This window comes from Allomuricauda ruestringensis DSM 13258 (assembly GCF_000224085.1).
GTDB classification, from domain to species: domain Bacteria; phylum Bacteroidota; class Bacteroidia; order Flavobacteriales; family Flavobacteriaceae; genus Flagellimonas; species Flagellimonas ruestringensis.
In genome coordinates, this window is sequence record NC_015945.1 from 713,337 (window position 1) to 727,929 (window position 14,593).

Annotated in this window: 28 protein-coding genes; all 28 read right to left on the minus strand. The window is 41.5% G+C overall.

Going from position 1 to position 14,593, the window contains the following annotated elements; all coding sequences use genetic code 11:
- Window positions 1-3: 3 nt before the first annotated feature.
- The 28 genes from rpsD to fusA all read right to left on the minus strand — a co-directional run bounded on the left by rpsD (window position 4) and on the right by fusA (window position 14,585).
- Window positions 4-609 (minus strand): 30S ribosomal protein S4, encoded by a 606-nt coding sequence (gene rpsD, locus MURRU_RS03225; RefSeq protein ID WP_014031988.1) that lies wholly within the window; start codon window positions 607-609, stop codon window positions 4-6.
- A gap of 109 nt (window positions 610-718) precedes the next feature.
- Window positions 719-1,111 (minus strand): 30S ribosomal protein S11, encoded by a 393-nt coding sequence (gene rpsK / locus MURRU_RS03230; protein ID WP_014031989.1) that lies wholly within the window; start codon window positions 1,109-1,111, stop codon window positions 719-721.
- Between the two features lie 12 nt (window positions 1,112-1,123).
- Complete coding sequence (gene rpsM / locus MURRU_RS03235; protein WP_014031990.1) at window positions 1,124-1,498, minus strand: 30S ribosomal protein S13; 375 nt, start codon at window positions 1,496-1,498, stop codon at window positions 1,124-1,126.
- A gap of 2 nt (window positions 1,499-1,500) precedes the next feature.
- Entirely contained in the window at window positions 1,501-1,617 is a 117-nt protein-coding gene (gene ykgO / locus MURRU_RS17575; RefSeq protein ID WP_010519235.1) for a type B 50S ribosomal protein L36, read from the minus strand.
- Window positions 1,618-1,621: 4 nt separating this feature from the next.
- On the minus strand, window positions 1,622-1,837 hold the full coding sequence (gene infA, locus MURRU_RS03240) for a translation initiation factor IF-1 (protein ID WP_014031991.1): 216 nt from the start codon (window positions 1,835-1,837) through the stop codon (window positions 1,622-1,624).
- A gap of 3 nt (window positions 1,838-1,840) precedes the next feature.
- The gene (gene secY / locus MURRU_RS03245; RefSeq protein WP_014031992.1) at window positions 1,841-3,184 is read right to left on the minus strand and encodes a preprotein translocase subunit SecY; all 1,344 of its coding nucleotides are present in this window, start codon (window positions 3,182-3,184) and stop codon (window positions 1,841-1,843) included.
- 10 nt (window positions 3,185-3,194) lie between these two features.
- Entirely contained in the window at window positions 3,195-3,647 is a 453-nt protein-coding gene (gene rplO / locus MURRU_RS03250) for a 50S ribosomal protein L15 (protein ID WP_014031993.1), read from the minus strand.
- A 13-nt stretch (window positions 3,648-3,660) separates the two neighbouring features.
- A complete protein-coding gene (rpmD, locus tag MURRU_RS03255) occupies window positions 3,661-3,840 on the minus strand; it encodes a 50S ribosomal protein L30 (protein WP_014031994.1) in 180 nt (59 codons plus the stop codon).
- Window positions 3,841-3,852: 12 nt separating this feature from the next.
- On the minus strand, window positions 3,853-4,377 hold the full coding sequence (gene rpsE, locus MURRU_RS03260; protein ID WP_014031995.1) for a 30S ribosomal protein S5: 525 nt from the start codon (window positions 4,375-4,377) through the stop codon (window positions 3,853-3,855).
- 6 nt (window positions 4,378-4,383) lie between these two features.
- On the minus strand, window positions 4,384-4,737 hold the full coding sequence (gene rplR, locus MURRU_RS03265; protein ID WP_014031996.1) for a 50S ribosomal protein L18: 354 nt from the start codon (window positions 4,735-4,737) through the stop codon (window positions 4,384-4,386).
- A gap of 11 nt (window positions 4,738-4,748) precedes the next feature.
- Window positions 4,749-5,291: a 50S ribosomal protein L6 gene (gene rplF, locus MURRU_RS03270; protein ID WP_014031997.1), complete on the minus strand. Its 543-nt coding sequence runs from the start codon at window positions 5,289-5,291 to the stop codon at window positions 4,749-4,751.
- Window positions 5,292-5,310: 19 nt separating this feature from the next.
- Window positions 5,311-5,709 carry a 30S ribosomal protein S8 gene (rpsH, locus tag MURRU_RS03275; RefSeq protein WP_014031998.1) on the minus strand — a complete coding sequence of 133 codons (399 nt, stop codon included), beginning with the start codon at window positions 5,707-5,709 and terminating at the stop codon, window positions 5,311-5,313.
- A gap of 18 nt (window positions 5,710-5,727) precedes the next feature.
- Complete coding sequence (gene rpsN / locus MURRU_RS03280; protein ID WP_014031999.1) at window positions 5,728-5,997, minus strand: 30S ribosomal protein S14; 270 nt, start codon at window positions 5,995-5,997, stop codon at window positions 5,728-5,730.
- Window position 5,998: 1 nt separating this feature from the next.
- On the minus strand, window positions 5,999-6,550 hold the full coding sequence (rplE, locus tag MURRU_RS03285; protein WP_014032000.1) for a 50S ribosomal protein L5: 552 nt from the start codon (window positions 6,548-6,550) through the stop codon (window positions 5,999-6,001).
- Between the two features lie 2 nt (window positions 6,551-6,552).
- Complete coding sequence (rplX, locus tag MURRU_RS03290; RefSeq protein WP_014032001.1) at window positions 6,553-6,864, minus strand: 50S ribosomal protein L24; 312 nt, start codon at window positions 6,862-6,864, stop codon at window positions 6,553-6,555.
- Between the two features lie 16 nt (window positions 6,865-6,880).
- Window positions 6,881-7,249 carry a 50S ribosomal protein L14 gene (rplN, locus tag MURRU_RS03295; protein WP_014032002.1) on the minus strand — a complete coding sequence of 123 codons (369 nt, stop codon included), beginning with the start codon at window positions 7,247-7,249 and terminating at the stop codon, window positions 6,881-6,883.
- A 2-nt stretch (window positions 7,250-7,251) separates the two neighbouring features.
- A complete protein-coding gene (rpsQ, locus tag MURRU_RS03300; RefSeq protein ID WP_014032003.1) occupies window positions 7,252-7,509 on the minus strand; it encodes a 30S ribosomal protein S17 in 258 nt (85 codons plus the stop codon).
- Between the two features lie 13 nt (window positions 7,510-7,522).
- Entirely contained in the window at window positions 7,523-7,714 is a 192-nt protein-coding gene (gene rpmC / locus MURRU_RS03305; protein ID WP_014032004.1) for a 50S ribosomal protein L29, read from the minus strand.
- A gap of 19 nt (window positions 7,715-7,733) precedes the next feature.
- Window positions 7,734-8,153, minus strand: a complete 420-nt coding sequence (gene rplP, locus MURRU_RS03310; protein WP_014032005.1) for a 50S ribosomal protein L16 — start codon at window positions 8,151-8,153, stop codon at window positions 7,734-7,736.
- Window positions 8,154-8,172: 19 nt separating this feature from the next.
- Window positions 8,173-8,883 carry a 30S ribosomal protein S3 gene (gene rpsC / locus MURRU_RS03315; RefSeq protein ID WP_014032006.1) on the minus strand — a complete coding sequence of 237 codons (711 nt, stop codon included), beginning with the start codon at window positions 8,881-8,883 and terminating at the stop codon, window positions 8,173-8,175.
- Between the two features lie 9 nt (window positions 8,884-8,892).
- Window positions 8,893-9,300, minus strand: coding sequence for a 50S ribosomal protein L22 (gene rplV, locus MURRU_RS03320; RefSeq protein WP_014032007.1), 408 nt, complete (start codon window positions 9,298-9,300; stop codon window positions 8,893-8,895).
- A gap of 7 nt (window positions 9,301-9,307) precedes the next feature.
- Window positions 9,308-9,586 (minus strand): 30S ribosomal protein S19, encoded by a 279-nt coding sequence (gene rpsS, locus MURRU_RS03325; protein WP_014032008.1) that lies wholly within the window; start codon window positions 9,584-9,586, stop codon window positions 9,308-9,310.
- A gap of 11 nt (window positions 9,587-9,597) precedes the next feature.
- Entirely contained in the window at window positions 9,598-10,422 is an 825-nt protein-coding gene (rplB, locus tag MURRU_RS03330; protein WP_014032009.1) for a 50S ribosomal protein L2, read from the minus strand.
- 9 nt (window positions 10,423-10,431) lie between these two features.
- Window positions 10,432-10,722, minus strand: coding sequence for a 50S ribosomal protein L23 (rplW, locus tag MURRU_RS03335; protein WP_014032010.1), 291 nt, complete (start codon window positions 10,720-10,722; stop codon window positions 10,432-10,434).
- Window positions 10,723-10,729: 7 nt separating this feature from the next.
- A complete protein-coding gene (rplD, locus tag MURRU_RS03340) occupies window positions 10,730-11,359 on the minus strand; it encodes a 50S ribosomal protein L4 (RefSeq protein ID WP_014032011.1) in 630 nt (209 codons plus the stop codon).
- Window positions 11,359-11,976 carry a 50S ribosomal protein L3 gene (gene rplC, locus MURRU_RS03345; RefSeq protein ID WP_014032012.1) on the minus strand — a complete coding sequence of 206 codons (618 nt, stop codon included), beginning with the start codon at window positions 11,974-11,976 and terminating at the stop codon, window positions 11,359-11,361. The genes rplD and rplC overlap by 1 nt, the downstream gene beginning before the upstream one ends.
- 164 nt (window positions 11,977-12,140) lie before the next feature.
- Window positions 12,141-12,446 carry a 30S ribosomal protein S10 gene (gene rpsJ, locus MURRU_RS03350; RefSeq protein WP_014032013.1) on the minus strand — a complete coding sequence of 102 codons (306 nt, stop codon included), beginning with the start codon at window positions 12,444-12,446 and terminating at the stop codon, window positions 12,141-12,143.
- Between the two features lie 12 nt (window positions 12,447-12,458).
- A complete protein-coding gene (gene fusA, locus MURRU_RS03355) occupies window positions 12,459-14,585 on the minus strand; it encodes an elongation factor G (RefSeq protein ID WP_014032014.1) in 2,127 nt (708 codons plus the stop codon).
- Window positions 14,586-14,593: the final 8 nt, after the last annotated feature.

Genomic DNA, 14,593 nt, shown 5'->3' on the forward strand with positions numbered 1-14,593 from the left:
TTCTTATTTAGAGTATAATTCGACAATCAGCTGCTCCTTGATGTTCTCAGGGATCTGAAGTCTTTCTGGGACGGCAACAAATGTACCTTCTTTCTTTTCAGAGTTCCATGTAATCCATTCGTAAACACTGCTATTGTTAGCCAACGAGTCTACAATGGATTGTACGGATTTGGATTTTTCCCTAACACCAACAACATCGCCTGCCTTTAGTGAATAGGACGGAATGTTTACTACCTCTCCGTTTACGGTAATATGACGGTGCGATACCAATTGACGGGCTCCTCTTCTTGATGGGGAAATTCCCATTCTGTACACTACATTGTCCAAGCGGGATTCGCACAATTGAAGCAAGATTTCACCAGCAACACCTTCTTTTCTTTTGGCTTGAGCAAAAAGATTACGGAATTGCTTTTCTAATATACCATAAGTATATTTTGCTTTTTGCTTCTCCATCAACTGGATTGCATATTCTGACTTTTTACCACGGCGTCTGTTGTTACCGTGTTGTCCTGGAGGGTAATTTTTCTTTTCGAAAGCTTTGTCGTCTCCGAAAATCGCTTCTCCAAACTTTCTAGCGATCTTTGATTTTGGTCCTGTATATCTTGCCATCTTCTTTTAGTTTGAAAGTGCGATTATGAATTAAGGCTTATCCTTCGATAATCTAACTGCACCTTCGGGTGAAGACCCTTTTTGGGGGCCATTAATCTATTTGTGATTATTAAACTCTTCTTCTTTTAGGGGGTCTACAACCATTGTGTGGAAGTGGGGTAACATCTACAATCTCCGTTACCTCGATACCCGAGTTGTGAATGGAACGGATAGCAGATTCCCTTCCGTTACCTGGTCCTTTTACATACACCTTCACTTTTCTCAATCCTGCTTCGTGAGCCACCTTGGCACAATCCTCTGCTGCTATCTGGGCAGCGTAAGGAGTGTTCTTTTTAGAGCCTCGGAATCCCATTTTTCCAGCGGAAGACCATGAAATAACATCACCTTTCTTATTGGTAAGTGAAATAATGATGTTGTTGAAAGATGCAACAACGTGCGCCTCTCCGGTAGATTCTACGACTACTTTGCGCTTTTTAGCTGTTTTAGTACTTGCCTTTGCCATACTACCTACTTATTATTTAGTTGCTTTTTTCTTGTTGGCAACTGTTTTTCTTTTTCCTTTTCTGGTCCTAGAGTTATTTTTGGTACGTTGACCTCTTAATGGCAATCCTGATCTGTGACGAATTCCACGGTAACAACCAATGTCCATCAAACGTTTGATGTTCATTGAGGTTTCTGAGCGAAGTTCACCTTCAATTGTGTAAGCTCCAACAGCTTCCCTGATTTTTCCGATTTCATCATCGGTCCAATCCGAAACTTTGGTATCTTCACTTACTTGGGCTGCTGCCAAAATTTCTTGCGCCCTACTTTTACCTATACCGAAGATGTAGGTAAGCGAAATAACGCCACGCTTTTGTTTAGGTATATCTACCCCTGCAATTCTTGCCATAATTACCCTTGTCTTTGTTTAAATCTAGGATTCTTTTTGTTGATTACGTACAATCTGCCCTTTCTGCGAACAATCTTGCAGTCGGCACTTCTCTTCTTTATTGATGCTCTTACTTTCATGTAACTAGTATCTATAAGTAATTCTTGCTTTTGTTAAATCGTATGGACTCATCTCCAACTTTACTTTATCCCCAGGAAGCAGCTTAATGTAGTGCATACGCATTTTCCCGGAAATGTGCGCCGTTACCACGTGCCCATTTTCTAATTCTACCCTGAACATTGCATTAGACAATGCTTCAATAATAGTCCCATCTTGTTCTATTGCTGGTTGCTTTGCCATAAATTATGCTACTTTTCTGTTTTTACCGGTTTTCATTAAGCCGTCGTAATGCCTGTTCAACAAATAAGAGTTTACTTGCTGTACAGTATCTATTGCTACACCAACCATAATCAATAGTGATGTACCTCCATAAAACAATGCCCAACCGGCCTGTACATCCATCAATTTTACAACAACTGCGGGCAACACGGCCAACATTGCCAAAAAGACGGAACCAGGTAATGTGATCAAGGACATTATCTTGTCCAAATAGTTTCCTGTTTCTTTTCCTGGACGTATGCCCGGGATGAAACCACCACTTCTCTTCAGATCATCTGCCATTTTGTTGGTGGGCACGGTGATCGCTGTATAGAAATATGTGAATATTATAATCAATACTGCAAATAGGATGTTGTAGGCCAATCCAAAAATATCGGCGAACTGTACTTCCATCCACTGACCTGCAGCTGTATCGTTAAATGTTCTACCTATTAAACTTGGTGCGAACATAATAGCCTGTGCAAAGATAATGGGCATTACTCCAGATGCATTCAACTTAAGTGGAATGTACTGACGTGCTCCCATAACGTTCTTTTCGTATCCGCCAGAAGCTGTTCTTCTTGCGTACTGAACCGGAATTTGTCTAACTGCCATTGTTAGGTAAACACTGGCCAAGATTACCAAGAACCAAACTATCACCTCAATCAACATGAACATGATTCCTCCTGTGTTGTTGGTGGTTCTTGAAACAAATTCTTGCGCAAATGCCTGTGGCAATGTTGCAATGATTCCCACCATAATCAATAGGGATATACCGTTTCCGATACCCTTGTCGGTGATTTTTTCACCCAACCACATGGCAAACACACATCCTGTTACCAATATGATAACAGCTGGAACGATAAAATCCAAACCTTTACCCAAAACAAATGCACTATCTGGCACACCTAAGGCACCAAGACCGTACAGATATGCCGGGGCTTGAACAATACAGATACCGATGGTTAACCAACGGGTAATCTGATTGATGGTTTTTCTACCACTTTCGCCTTCCTTTTGTAGTTTTTGAAGATAAGGAATTGCAATTCCCATCAACTGTACCACAATGGATGCGGAGATGTAGGGCATAATACCCAAAGCGAATACCGAGGCATTCGCAAAAGCACCACCCGTAAAAGCATTAAGAATTCCCAAGATACCGTTTTCAGTCTGCGAGGATAATTCCGCCAATTGGGTAGTATCAATACCAGGAAGAACAACTTGAGCTCCAAATCGGTAAACCAATAATAGTCCCAATGTAAGGATGATACGTTGTCTCAGTTCATCAATCTTCCAGATATTTGATATGGTCTCAATAAATTTCTTCATGCTATATGTCTTATAAACTTATTGCTTCACCTCCTGCTGACTCGATGGCAGCTTTTGCGGAAGCAGTAAATTTATGTACCGATACTTTAAGAGATGATTTCAATTCACCATCGCCCAAAATCTTTACCAAATCGTTTTTGTGGGCCAAACCGTTTTCAATAAGTGTTTCCAAAGTAACTTCTTTTTTCACAGCACCTTTGTCCACCAATTCCTGAAGTTTGCCCAAATTGATACCTGTGTACTCTTTTCTGTTCATGTTGGTGAAACCGAACTTGGGTACACGTCTTTGCAATGGCATCTGACCACCTTCAAAACCAATTTTTTTGGAATATCCAGATCTAGACTTGGCTCCTTTGTGCCCACGGGTAGAAGTGCCTCCTTTGCCGGAACCTTCTCCTCGTCCTACACGTTTTCCTTCTTTGTGCACAGCGCCATCCGCTGGTTTTAGATTATTCAAATCCATGTGCCTTTATATTTTAAGCTTCCTCTGTGGAAACCAAGTGTTTTACCTTATTTACCATTCCAAGGATACTAGGAGTTGATTCGTGTTCAACTACCTGTCCGATTTTGTGCAATCCAAGAGCCTCCAAAGTTCTTTTTTGGTTCTGTGGCTTTTTGATGCCGCTCTTTACTTGTGTAACTTTAATCTTTGACATGTTATCCTCTATTTATCCTTTAAAGACTTTTTCCAAAGAAACTCCTCTTTGCTTTGCAACGGTATCTGCACTTCTCAATTGCAACAATGCATCGAAAGTAGCTTTTACTACGTTGTGCGGGTTGGAAGATCCTTGTGATTTAGACAATACATCCTGTACACCTACTGCTTCCAATACGGCTCTTACGGCTCCACCGGCGATTACCCCGGTACCGTGAGATGCAGGCTTGATGTATACGCGTGCTCCACCGTATTTTCCTTTTTGCTCGTGAGGAAGCGTTCCTTTGTTCAATGGAATACGCACCAAGTTTTTCTTGGCATCCTCTATAGCTTTGGCGATAGCCGTGGCAACATCTTTGGATTTTCCCAAACCATGTCCGACAACTCCGTTTTCATCACCAACTACAACTATTGCCGAAAAACCAAAGGCTCTACCACCTTTTGTTACCTTGGTAACACGTTGTACTCCAACCAAACGGTCTTTCAACTCCAGTCCACCTGGCTTTACTATCTCTACGTTTTTGTAATTCTGGTACATAGTTTCTTAGAATTTTAGTCCTGCTTCCCTAGCTCCTTCGGCCAATGATTTTATTCTTCCGTGATATAGGTTTCCACCCCTATCAAAAGCTACGGCTTCAAAACCAAGCTTAAGCGCTTTTTCCGCTATGGCCTTACCCACGTTGGTCGCTACTTCGGATTTAGATCCTTTGGCATCGACATCCTTGTCTCTGGATGAAGCCGCCGCCAAAGTTACACCTTTATCGTCGTCAATCAACTGTGCGTATATTTCTTTATTGCTTCTGAATACAGACAACCTTGGTCTTGCTTCAGTTCCGAAGGATACTTTTCGTATTCTTCTTCGGATGCGTAATTTTCTTTCAGTCTTAGATAATCCCATAGTCTTAATTATTAAGCTGATTTACCTGCTTTTCTTCTTAATTGCTCACCTACAAACTTCACACCTTTTCCTTTGTAAGGCTCTGGCTTACGGAAACCTCTAATTTTAGCGGCTACCTGACCCACCAATTGTTTGTCGTGAGATGTTAGTTTTACGATAGGGTTTTTCCCTTTTTCCGAGATGGTCTCGATTTTTACTTCGGGAGCGATATCCAGAACAATGTTATGAGAAAACCCTAGGGCCAAATCCAATTTTTGTCCTTGATTGCTAGCTCTGTAACCAACCCCTACAAGTTCCAACTCTTTGGTCCATCCATTGGTCACACCTTCTACCATATTATTGATAAGAGCGCGGTATAACCCATGCTTTGATTTGTGTTTATTGTCATCGGAAGGTCTTTCCAAAACAACGCTTCGGTCCTCGACTTTAATGTCAATCCCTGAAAACTCTTGGGTAAGTTCTCCCAATTTACCTTTTACAGTAACAACGGAATCTTTTACTTCTATAGTGACTCCATCAGGAATTTTAACTGGACTGTTACCTATTCTTGACATTTTTCTTCTCTTTTCTCAATTAATATACGTAGCACAATACCTCGCCACCTACTTTCTCTTGCTGGGCCTGCTTACTTGTCATTACTCCATGAGAAGTAGAAACGATAGCGATACCCAAACCATTCAATACTCTAGGCAAATCGTTAGAGTTCGAATACTTGCGCAGACCGGGCTTACTTACCCGCTGCAATTTTTTAATGATAGGCTCCTTGGTAAATTTATCGTACTTAAGGGCGATTTTTATGTTGCCCTGTACTTTATCTTCCTCGAATTTATAGCTCAAAATATAGCCTTGATCGAACAATATTTTGGTAATCTGTCTTTTAAGATTGGAACCGGGGATATCTACAACCCTATGACCTGCCTTGCTGGCATTTCTCAATCTGGTCAAATAATCTGAAATTGGATCTGTAAGCATTTCTTTTCTTTATCTAAATTACCAACTTGCCTTTTTAACTCCCGGAATCAAACCCTTATTGGCCATTTCCCTAAACATTACCCTGGATAGCCCAAAAGTTCTCATGTAACCACGAGGTCTACCGGTCAACTTGCAACGGTTTCTCATGCGAACAGGAGAAGCGTTCTTTGGCAACTTCTGCAAAGCCTCATAATCTCCCGCCTCTTTTAGAGCCTTTCTTTTCTCGGCGTATTTTTCTACCATTTTAGCCCTTTTTCTTTCACGGGCTTTCATTGATTCCTTGGCCATACTAGTTCTTTTTAAAGGGTACTCCCAGTTCGGTTAACAATGATTTTGCTTCTTTATCAGTTTCAGCAGAAGTAACAAACGTGATGTCCATTCCGTTGATTCTGTTGATTCTGTCTATATTGATTTCTGGAAAGATGATTTGTTCGGTAACTCCCAAATTGTAGTTTCCTCTACCATCGAACCCTGTAGCTTTTACTCCAGAGAAATCACGTACCCTGGGAAGGGCACTGGTAATCAATCTATCCAAAAATTCGTACATGCGCTCTCCTCTAAGGGTCACTTTTGCACCAATCGGCATTCCTTTTCTCAATTTGAACGTAGCAACGTCTTTCTTGGAAAGGGTAGCGACCGCTTTTTGACCTGTAATGTTGGTCAATTCGTCCACGGCATGATCAATCAACTTTTTGTCGGAAACAGCAGCTCCGACTCCACGGCTAACCACTATTTTTTGCAACTTAGGAACTTGCATTACGTTTTTGTAACCAAATTCATCAGTTAGCGCTTTGATCACGCGCTCCTTATATTCTTGCTTTAATCTTGGAATGTAACTCATGACTAAATTACTTCATTGGATTTTTTGGAAAACCTTACTTTCTTTCCATCCCTTACTTCGTATCCTATTCGAGTGGCTTCACCAGATTTTGGATCGATCAAGGAAAGATTGGAAATATGTATTGGGGCTTCCTTTTTTGTTATGCCTCCTTGAGGGTTGTTCGCACTTGGCTTTTCGTGTTTGGACACCTCGTTGATGCCTTCTACGATAGCTTTGTTCTTTTCACGGTCTACTTTAAGCACTTTGCCTTCGCTGCCTTTGTGGTCTCCCGCAATGACTTTTACCGTGTCCCCTGTTTTTATTTTCAACTTCATCTCTCTGATATTTCTTTTATAGCACTTCAGGTGCCAATGAAACAATCTTCATGAATTGTCTGTCCCTCAACTCTCTGGCAACAGGACCAAATACACGAGTTCCTCTCATCTCCCCGGTTGGGTTCAACAACACACATGCGTTGTCGTCGAAACGGATATAAGAACCATCTGGTCTTCTCACTTCTTTCTTGGTTCTAACAACAACCGCTGTAGAAACAGAACCTTTCTTTACAGTACCGTTTGGAGTAGCCTCTTTTACGGTAACAACGATTTTGTCACCCAAAGATGCGTATCTTCTTTTTGTTCCTCCTAGTACGCGGATGGTCAAAACTTCTTTTGCACCGGTATTGTCCGCAACTCTTAATCTTGATTCTTGCTGTACCATAATTATTTAGCTCTTTCTAGGATTTCTACCAACCTCCAGCATTTTGTTTTGCTCAATGGTCGTGTTTCCATTATTTTAACGGTATCACCTTCGTTGCAATCGTTCTTCTCGTCGTGGGCAACATATTTCTTGGTCTTCAGAACGAATTTCCCGTACATGGGGTGCTTCACTCGTTTTACCTCAGAAACCACTATCGATTTCTCCATTTTGTTGCTGGTAACAACGCCTATTCTTTCTTTTCTTAAATTTCTGTTTTCCATAAGGCAGAACCGATTATTGTAATTCCCTTTTAGTTAATTCAGTTGCAAGTCTTGCTACCGTCCTTCTAGTCTTTCTGATTTGTAAAGGATTTTCCAAAGGAGTAACAGCGTGCGCCATTTTAAGATCAGCGTGTTGTTTTTTGAACTCGGCCAATCGCTCCTTTAGCTCTTCAATTGAAAGTTCTTTTATTTCTGATTGTCTCATCTTTCTTCTCAATTAAAAATTAGGCGGAATAATCCCTAGCCACAATAAACTTGGTTTTAACCGGTAGTTTTTGCGCTGCTAGCCTCAAGGCTTCCTTAGCAACATCCATTGGTACACCACCGACCTCGAACATGATTCTACCAGGTTTTACTACGGCTACCCAATATTCTGGAGCACCTTTACCTTTACCCATACGAACCTCGAGAGGTTTTTTGGTGATAGGCTTGTCCGGGAATATTTTGATCCACAACTGACCTTGTCTTTTCATGTATCTTGTCGCAGCGATACGTGCAGCCTCTATCTGACGGGAAGTAATGAAGTGCGAATCCATGGACTTGATACCGAACATTCCATTGGAAAGCTGGTGTCCTCTCTGTGAGTTCCCCTTCATACGCCCTTTCTGGGCCTTACGAAATTTTGTTCTTTTTGGCTGTAACATTTTACCTTACTTTATCTTATTACTTTCTACGACGGGATTTCTTGTTATCCTTACCGCCTTTTCCTTGACTCTTGCTCAATCCTACCAATGGGGAAAGATCTCTTTTACCATAAACCTCTCCTTTCATGATCCATACCTTTACGCCCAATCTACCATAAGTAGTGTGAGCTTCGTGTAAGGCATAGTCCACATCTGCACGGAAAGTAGACAAAGGAATTCTTCCTTCTTTGTAAGATTCCGAACGTGCCATCTCGGCCCCGTTCAAGCGTCCGGAAATCTGAATCTTGATTCCTTCGGCATTCATACGCATTGCTGCTGCAATGGCCATTTTAATGGCTCTTCTGTATGAAATCCTGCTTTCAATCTGTCTTGCGACACTTGCAGCTACCAAGTTTGCATCAAGCTCAGGTCTCTTTATCTCGTGAATATTGATCTGAACCTCTTTGTTGGTAATTTTCTTAAGCTCTTCCTTAAGTTTATCTACCTCTTGCCCACCTTTACCAATAATAATACCAGGCCTGGACGTGGTAATGGTAATGGTAATCAATTTCAAGGTTCTCTCTATAATAACTCTAGATACGCTAGCTTTTGCCAAACGCGCAAATAGGTATTTTCTGATCTTATCGTCTTCAGCCAGTTTATCGCCGTAATCATTTCCTCCGTACCAGTTGGATTCCCATCCTCTGATAATTCCTAAGCGATTTCCTATTGGATTGGTCTTCTGTCCCATATTATTCTTCTAGCTTTGAACGTTGTTATTGGCCTCCAAAATCATGGTAACATGATTGGAACGCTTTCTGATTCTATGTGCTCTACCTTGTGGAGCTGGTCTCAATCTCTTCAACATGGTTCCTCCATCTACACGGATTTCCTTGATGTAAAGATCAGCTGCCTCGATATCTGCACCCTCATTTTTAGCTTCCCAGTTAGCAATTGCAGAGAGCAATAGCTTTTCCAGTTTTCTGGATGCTTCTTTTGGGTTGAACCTTAGGGTAGCCAATGCCATCTCAATTTGCTTACCTCTTACCAAGTCAGCGACCAAACGCATTTTTCTCGGGGAAGTTGGGCAATTGTTAAGCTTTGCAATAGCAAGTTGCTTCTTCTCTTCTTTTAACCTTTCGGCCATTTGTCTTTTACGAACTCCCATAGCTTACTTACTTTTTACCTTTGTTTTTAGCTCCTGCATGACCTCTAAAAGATCTTGTAGGTGAAAATTCCCCAAGTTTGTGACCCACCATGTTCTCTGTTACAAATACGGGAACAAATTGTCTACCGTTATGTACCGCGATGGTTTGCCCAACAAAGTCTGGCGTTATCATAGAGGCTCTAGACCACGTTTTGATAACTGATTTTTTACCTGATTCTATATTGGCCTGGACTTTCTTTTCCAGACTAAAATGAACGTATGGTCCTTTTTTTAACGAACGTGCCATTTACTTTTCTTTTATTTCTTTCTACGTTCTATGATATATTTATTGGTGTCCTTAGTTCTAGAACGGGTTCTGTATCCTTTTGCAGGAATACCGTTCCTAGATCTTGGATGACCTCCTGAAGCTCTACCTTCACCACCACCCATTGGGTGATCAACAGGGTTCATAGCTACTGGTCTAGTTCTTGGTCTTCTACCCAACCATCTGCTTCTACCCGCTTTACCGGATACCAGCAATTGGTGGTCAGAGTTGGAAACTGCTCCGATAGTAGCCAAACAAGTAGCCAAAATCATTCTAGTTTCACCGGAAGGCAATTTCAGGGTAACGAACTTACCGTCTTTCGCCATCAACTGGGCAAAAGTTCCGGCACTTCGCGCCATAATAGCACCTTGACCCGGTCTCAATTCCATGCAAGACACAATGGTACCCAATGGAATCTCCCCCAAAGGAAGAGCATTTCCGATTTCAGGAGCAGATCCGGAACCAGACTTGATTGTCTGACCTACCTGCAATCCGTTTTGGGCAACTACATATCTTTTTTCACCATCCTTGTATTCTACCAAGGCGATAAATGCAGTTCTATTGGGATCATATTGAATTGACACCACAGTGGCATCAACATCCTGCTTGTCCCTTTTGAAATCGATGATTCGATATCTTCTTTTATGTCCACCACCTTTATGGCGCATGGTCATTTTTCCTTGACTGTTCCTACCACCCGTCTTTTTGATCGGAGCAAGCAAGCTTTTCTCCGGCTTATCAGTAGTAATCGCGTCAAATCCGTTTACTACTCTAAAACGCTGCCCAGGGGTTATCGGTTTTAATTTTCTAACTGACATTTCTCGTCTTTATAGATTACTGTAAAAATCAATAATATCACCTTCAGCTACATCAACAATTGCTTTTTTGATTGCATTTGTTTTACCGTGCTGAATTCCGGTTTTTGTATAACGACTCTTACGCATTGGACCATAATTCATGGTTCTTACCTTTTCAACAGAAACACCATAAGTAGCCTCTACCGCTTCTTTGATTTCCAACTTGTTAGCAGCTGGATTTACAAAGAATCCGTAGCGATTGAAAAGCTCGCTATCAGCGGTCATTTTTTCCGTAATTATCGGTTTTATCAACACACTCATGATACTTTTATTTCTTTAGGTTCGATTCAATTCTTTCCAAAGCGCTTTCGGTCAATACTAAACTTGTTGCGTTAACAATTTTGTAAGTATTTAATTCTGAGCCTGTTACAACCTCGGAGCGTTCCAAATTACGCGACGACAAATATACGTTATTATTTGAATCGCCCAACACAATAAGGGACTTTTTATTTTCTATCCCCAAGGAAGACAAGAAATTAACAAAGTCCTTGGTTTTTGGAGCTTCAAAACTGAAGTCTTCCACCACCACTAAAGATTTCTCTTTGGATTTTAAGCTCAAGGCCGATTTTCTGGCCAATCGCTTCATGTTCTTGTTCAACTTTTGGGTATAGTCCTTTGGTCTTGGACCAAAAATTCTACCACCACCTCTAAATATCGGTGATTTGATACTACCTGCCCTTGCGGTACCAGTACCTTTTTGTTTTTTGATCTTTCTGGTACTACCAGCAATCTCTGCTCTTTCTTTGGCTTTGTGCGTTCCTTGTCTCTGATGGGCCAAGTACTGCTTTACATCCAAATAAATAGCGTGCTCGTTAGGCTCTATGGCGAAAACATCGTCAGAAAGGTCTACCTTTCTACCTGTTTCTTTTCCTTTGATATCTAAAACTGCAACCTTCATTACTTCTCAATTGTTACGTAAGCATTCTTATGACCTGGAACACATCCTTTAACTACCAAAAGATTTTTCTCAGGAACCACTTTCAATACTCTCAAGTTTTGAACTGTCACTCTTTCACCACCCATTCTACCGGCCATTCGCATACCTTTCACAACTTTGGAAGGGTAAGATGCAGCACCTATGGAACCAGGGGCTCTCAATCTGTTGTGCTGACCGTGGGTCGCTTGACCAACTCCACCGAAACCATGACGTTTTACAACACCTTGGAATCCTTTTCCTTTTGATGTCCCTATGACATCAACAAACTCTCCTTCTACAAAAAGGTCAACACCTACGGTGTCTCCCAATTTGAATTCACCTTCAAACCCTTGGAACTCAACGACTTTCTTTTTTGGAGAAGCACCTGCTTTTTTGTAGTGACCTGTTTCGGCCTTGTTAGCACGTTTTTCTGCCTTGTCATCGAAACCTAGCTGAAGGGCACTGTACCCGTCGACCTCTTCGGTTCTGACTTGGGTAACCACGCATGGCCCAGCTTCCAATACGGTACATGGAACGTTCTTTCCATTCTCGTCGAAAATGCTGGTCATACCGATTTTCTTACCTATTAACCCAGACATATTTAATTAATTAACAATTATTTACTTTTTATAACTCTAGCCAATTTCTTGGCAAAAAAATTGGGTCAAGAAAATATTCTGTTCTGACCCAGATTTTTTTCTTTCTCCGTTTTTCCCGAACCGTCGTTCGGGACATGTTGCTCCCGCCTAGGGCAGAAACACTATCAGACCTTAATCTCAACCTCCACACCACTAGGAAGCTCAAGCTTCATAAGGGCGTCGATGGTTTTTGATGAAGAGCTGTAAATATCCAATAATCTCTTGTAAGAGCTCAATTGGAACTGCTCTCTCGATTTTTTGTTCACGTGGGGTGAACGCAAAACCGTAAATATCTTTTTGCGTGTTGGCAATGGAATTGGTCCAGTTACCACAGCACCTGTTGTTTTTACTGTCTTCACGATCTTCTCAGCAGATTTGTCCACCAAATTGTGATCGTAAGATTTCAATTTTATTCTAATTTTTTGACTCATCTTGCTGAAAAATTAAGCGGTTACTCCTTTTGCTGCTTTGATTACTTCCTCCGCAATATTGGAAGGTGTATCTGCATAGTGTGAAAATTCCATTGTGGATGTCGCCCTACCTGAAGACAATGTCCTCAAGGAAGTAACATAACCAAACATTTCCGATAGTGGCACTTCAGCTTTAATGACCTTAGCCCCTGCTCTATCTGACATGCTGTTCACTTGCCCCCTTCTACGGTTCAAGTCACCAACAATGTCACCCATGTTTTCTTCCGGAGTAAGTACCTCCAACTTCATAATTGGCTCCATAATTACCGCTTTCGCTTTTTTGGCAGCAACCTTGTAACCCAATTTTGCAGCAAGTTCGAAAGAAAGTTGGTCGGAATCCACAGGGTGGAAAGAACCATCTTTAAGGGTAATTTTCATGGAATCCATTTCAAATCCTGCCAAAGGACCATTTTTCATAGCCTCTTTGAATCCTTTCTCGACGGATGGGATAAATTCCTTAGGAATATTACCACCTTTGATCACGTTAACAAACTCCAGTCCGGACTTACCTTCTTCAGCTGGCTCCATAGTAAATACGATATCCGCAAATTTACCACGACCACCGGTCTGCTTTTTATATGTTTCTCTGTGATCAGCTGTTCCGGTAATAGCTTCTTTGTACTCTACCTGAGGTTGACCCTGGTTAACATCTACCTTAAACTCACGCTTTAAACGATCACAAATAATATCCAAGTGAAGTTCACCCATACCAGAAATAATGGTCTGACCTGACGCTTCGTCTGTTTTTACCTGGAATGTTGGATCCTCTTCGGCCAATTTAGCCAAAGCCATACCCAATTTATCAACATCAGCTTTTGTTTTTGGCTCTACTGCGATACCGATAACGGGATCAGGGAAGTCCATGCTCTCCAATACGATCGGAGCCTTTTCATCAGACATTGTATCCCCTGTCTTGATATCTTTAAATCCAACGGCAGCACCAATATCTCCAGCCTCAATATAATCTATAGAGTTTTGTTTGTTGGAGTGCATCTGGTAGATACGTGAAATACGTTCTTTTTTACCTGAACGGTTATTCAAAATGTAAGAACCTGCATCCAAACGACCAGAATACGCTCTAAAAAATGCCAAACGACCTACAAAAGGATCGGTTGCAATCTTAAAGGCAAGAGCCGCAAAAGGCTCTTTTGGGTCTGGTTTTCTTGTGATTGATTCACCGGTATCAGGATGAAGCCCTACAATATCATCCTTATCCAAAGGTGATGGCAAGTAACGGCAAACTGCATCCAACAAAAATTGAACTCCTTTATTTTTAAAGGAAGAACCACAAATCATTGGAATGATAGCTCTGTCCATAACAGCAGCACGTAAAGCGGCGTGTACTTCATCTTCGGTGATGGAATCTTCATCTTCGAAGAATTTTTCCATCAGCTCTTCATCATATTCTGCAACAGCTTCGATTAAGGCAGCTCTGTATTCCTTAACTTCAGCCTTCATTTCTTCAGGAATGTCAACAACATCAAAGGTAGAACCGAAGTTATCCTCGTGCCATACAACAGCTCTGTTCTTGGCCAAGTCGACAATACCTCTAAAATCCGCTTCGTCACCAATTGGCAATACAATCGGCACCGCATTGGAACCCAACATTTCACGAACTTGCTTACACACGTTCAAGAAGTTGGAACCTTGACGATCCATTTTGTTAACAAACCCGATTCTTGGCACTTTATAGTTATCGGCCAATCTCCAGTTGGTTTCGGATTGTGGTTCAACACCGTCCACGGCACTGAACAAGAACACCAATCCGTCCAACACACGCAAAGAACGGTTTACTTCAACCGTAAAGTCAACGTGTCCGGGAGTGTCAATTATATTAAAGTGATAATCTTTTGTATCGGGCAAGTCTTTCGCATTCTCCATTGGGAACTTCCATGTACAAGTGGTAGCCGCAGAGGTAATGGTAATACCACGCTCTTGCTCTTGCTCCATCCAGTCCATGGTTGCGGCACCATCGTGCACTTCACCAATTTTATGACTCACACCTGTATAGAAAAGAATACGTTCTGTAGTAGTTGTCTTTCCAGCATCAATGTGAGCTGCAATACCTATATTCCTTGTATATTTTAAATCTCTTCCCATTGTATTGA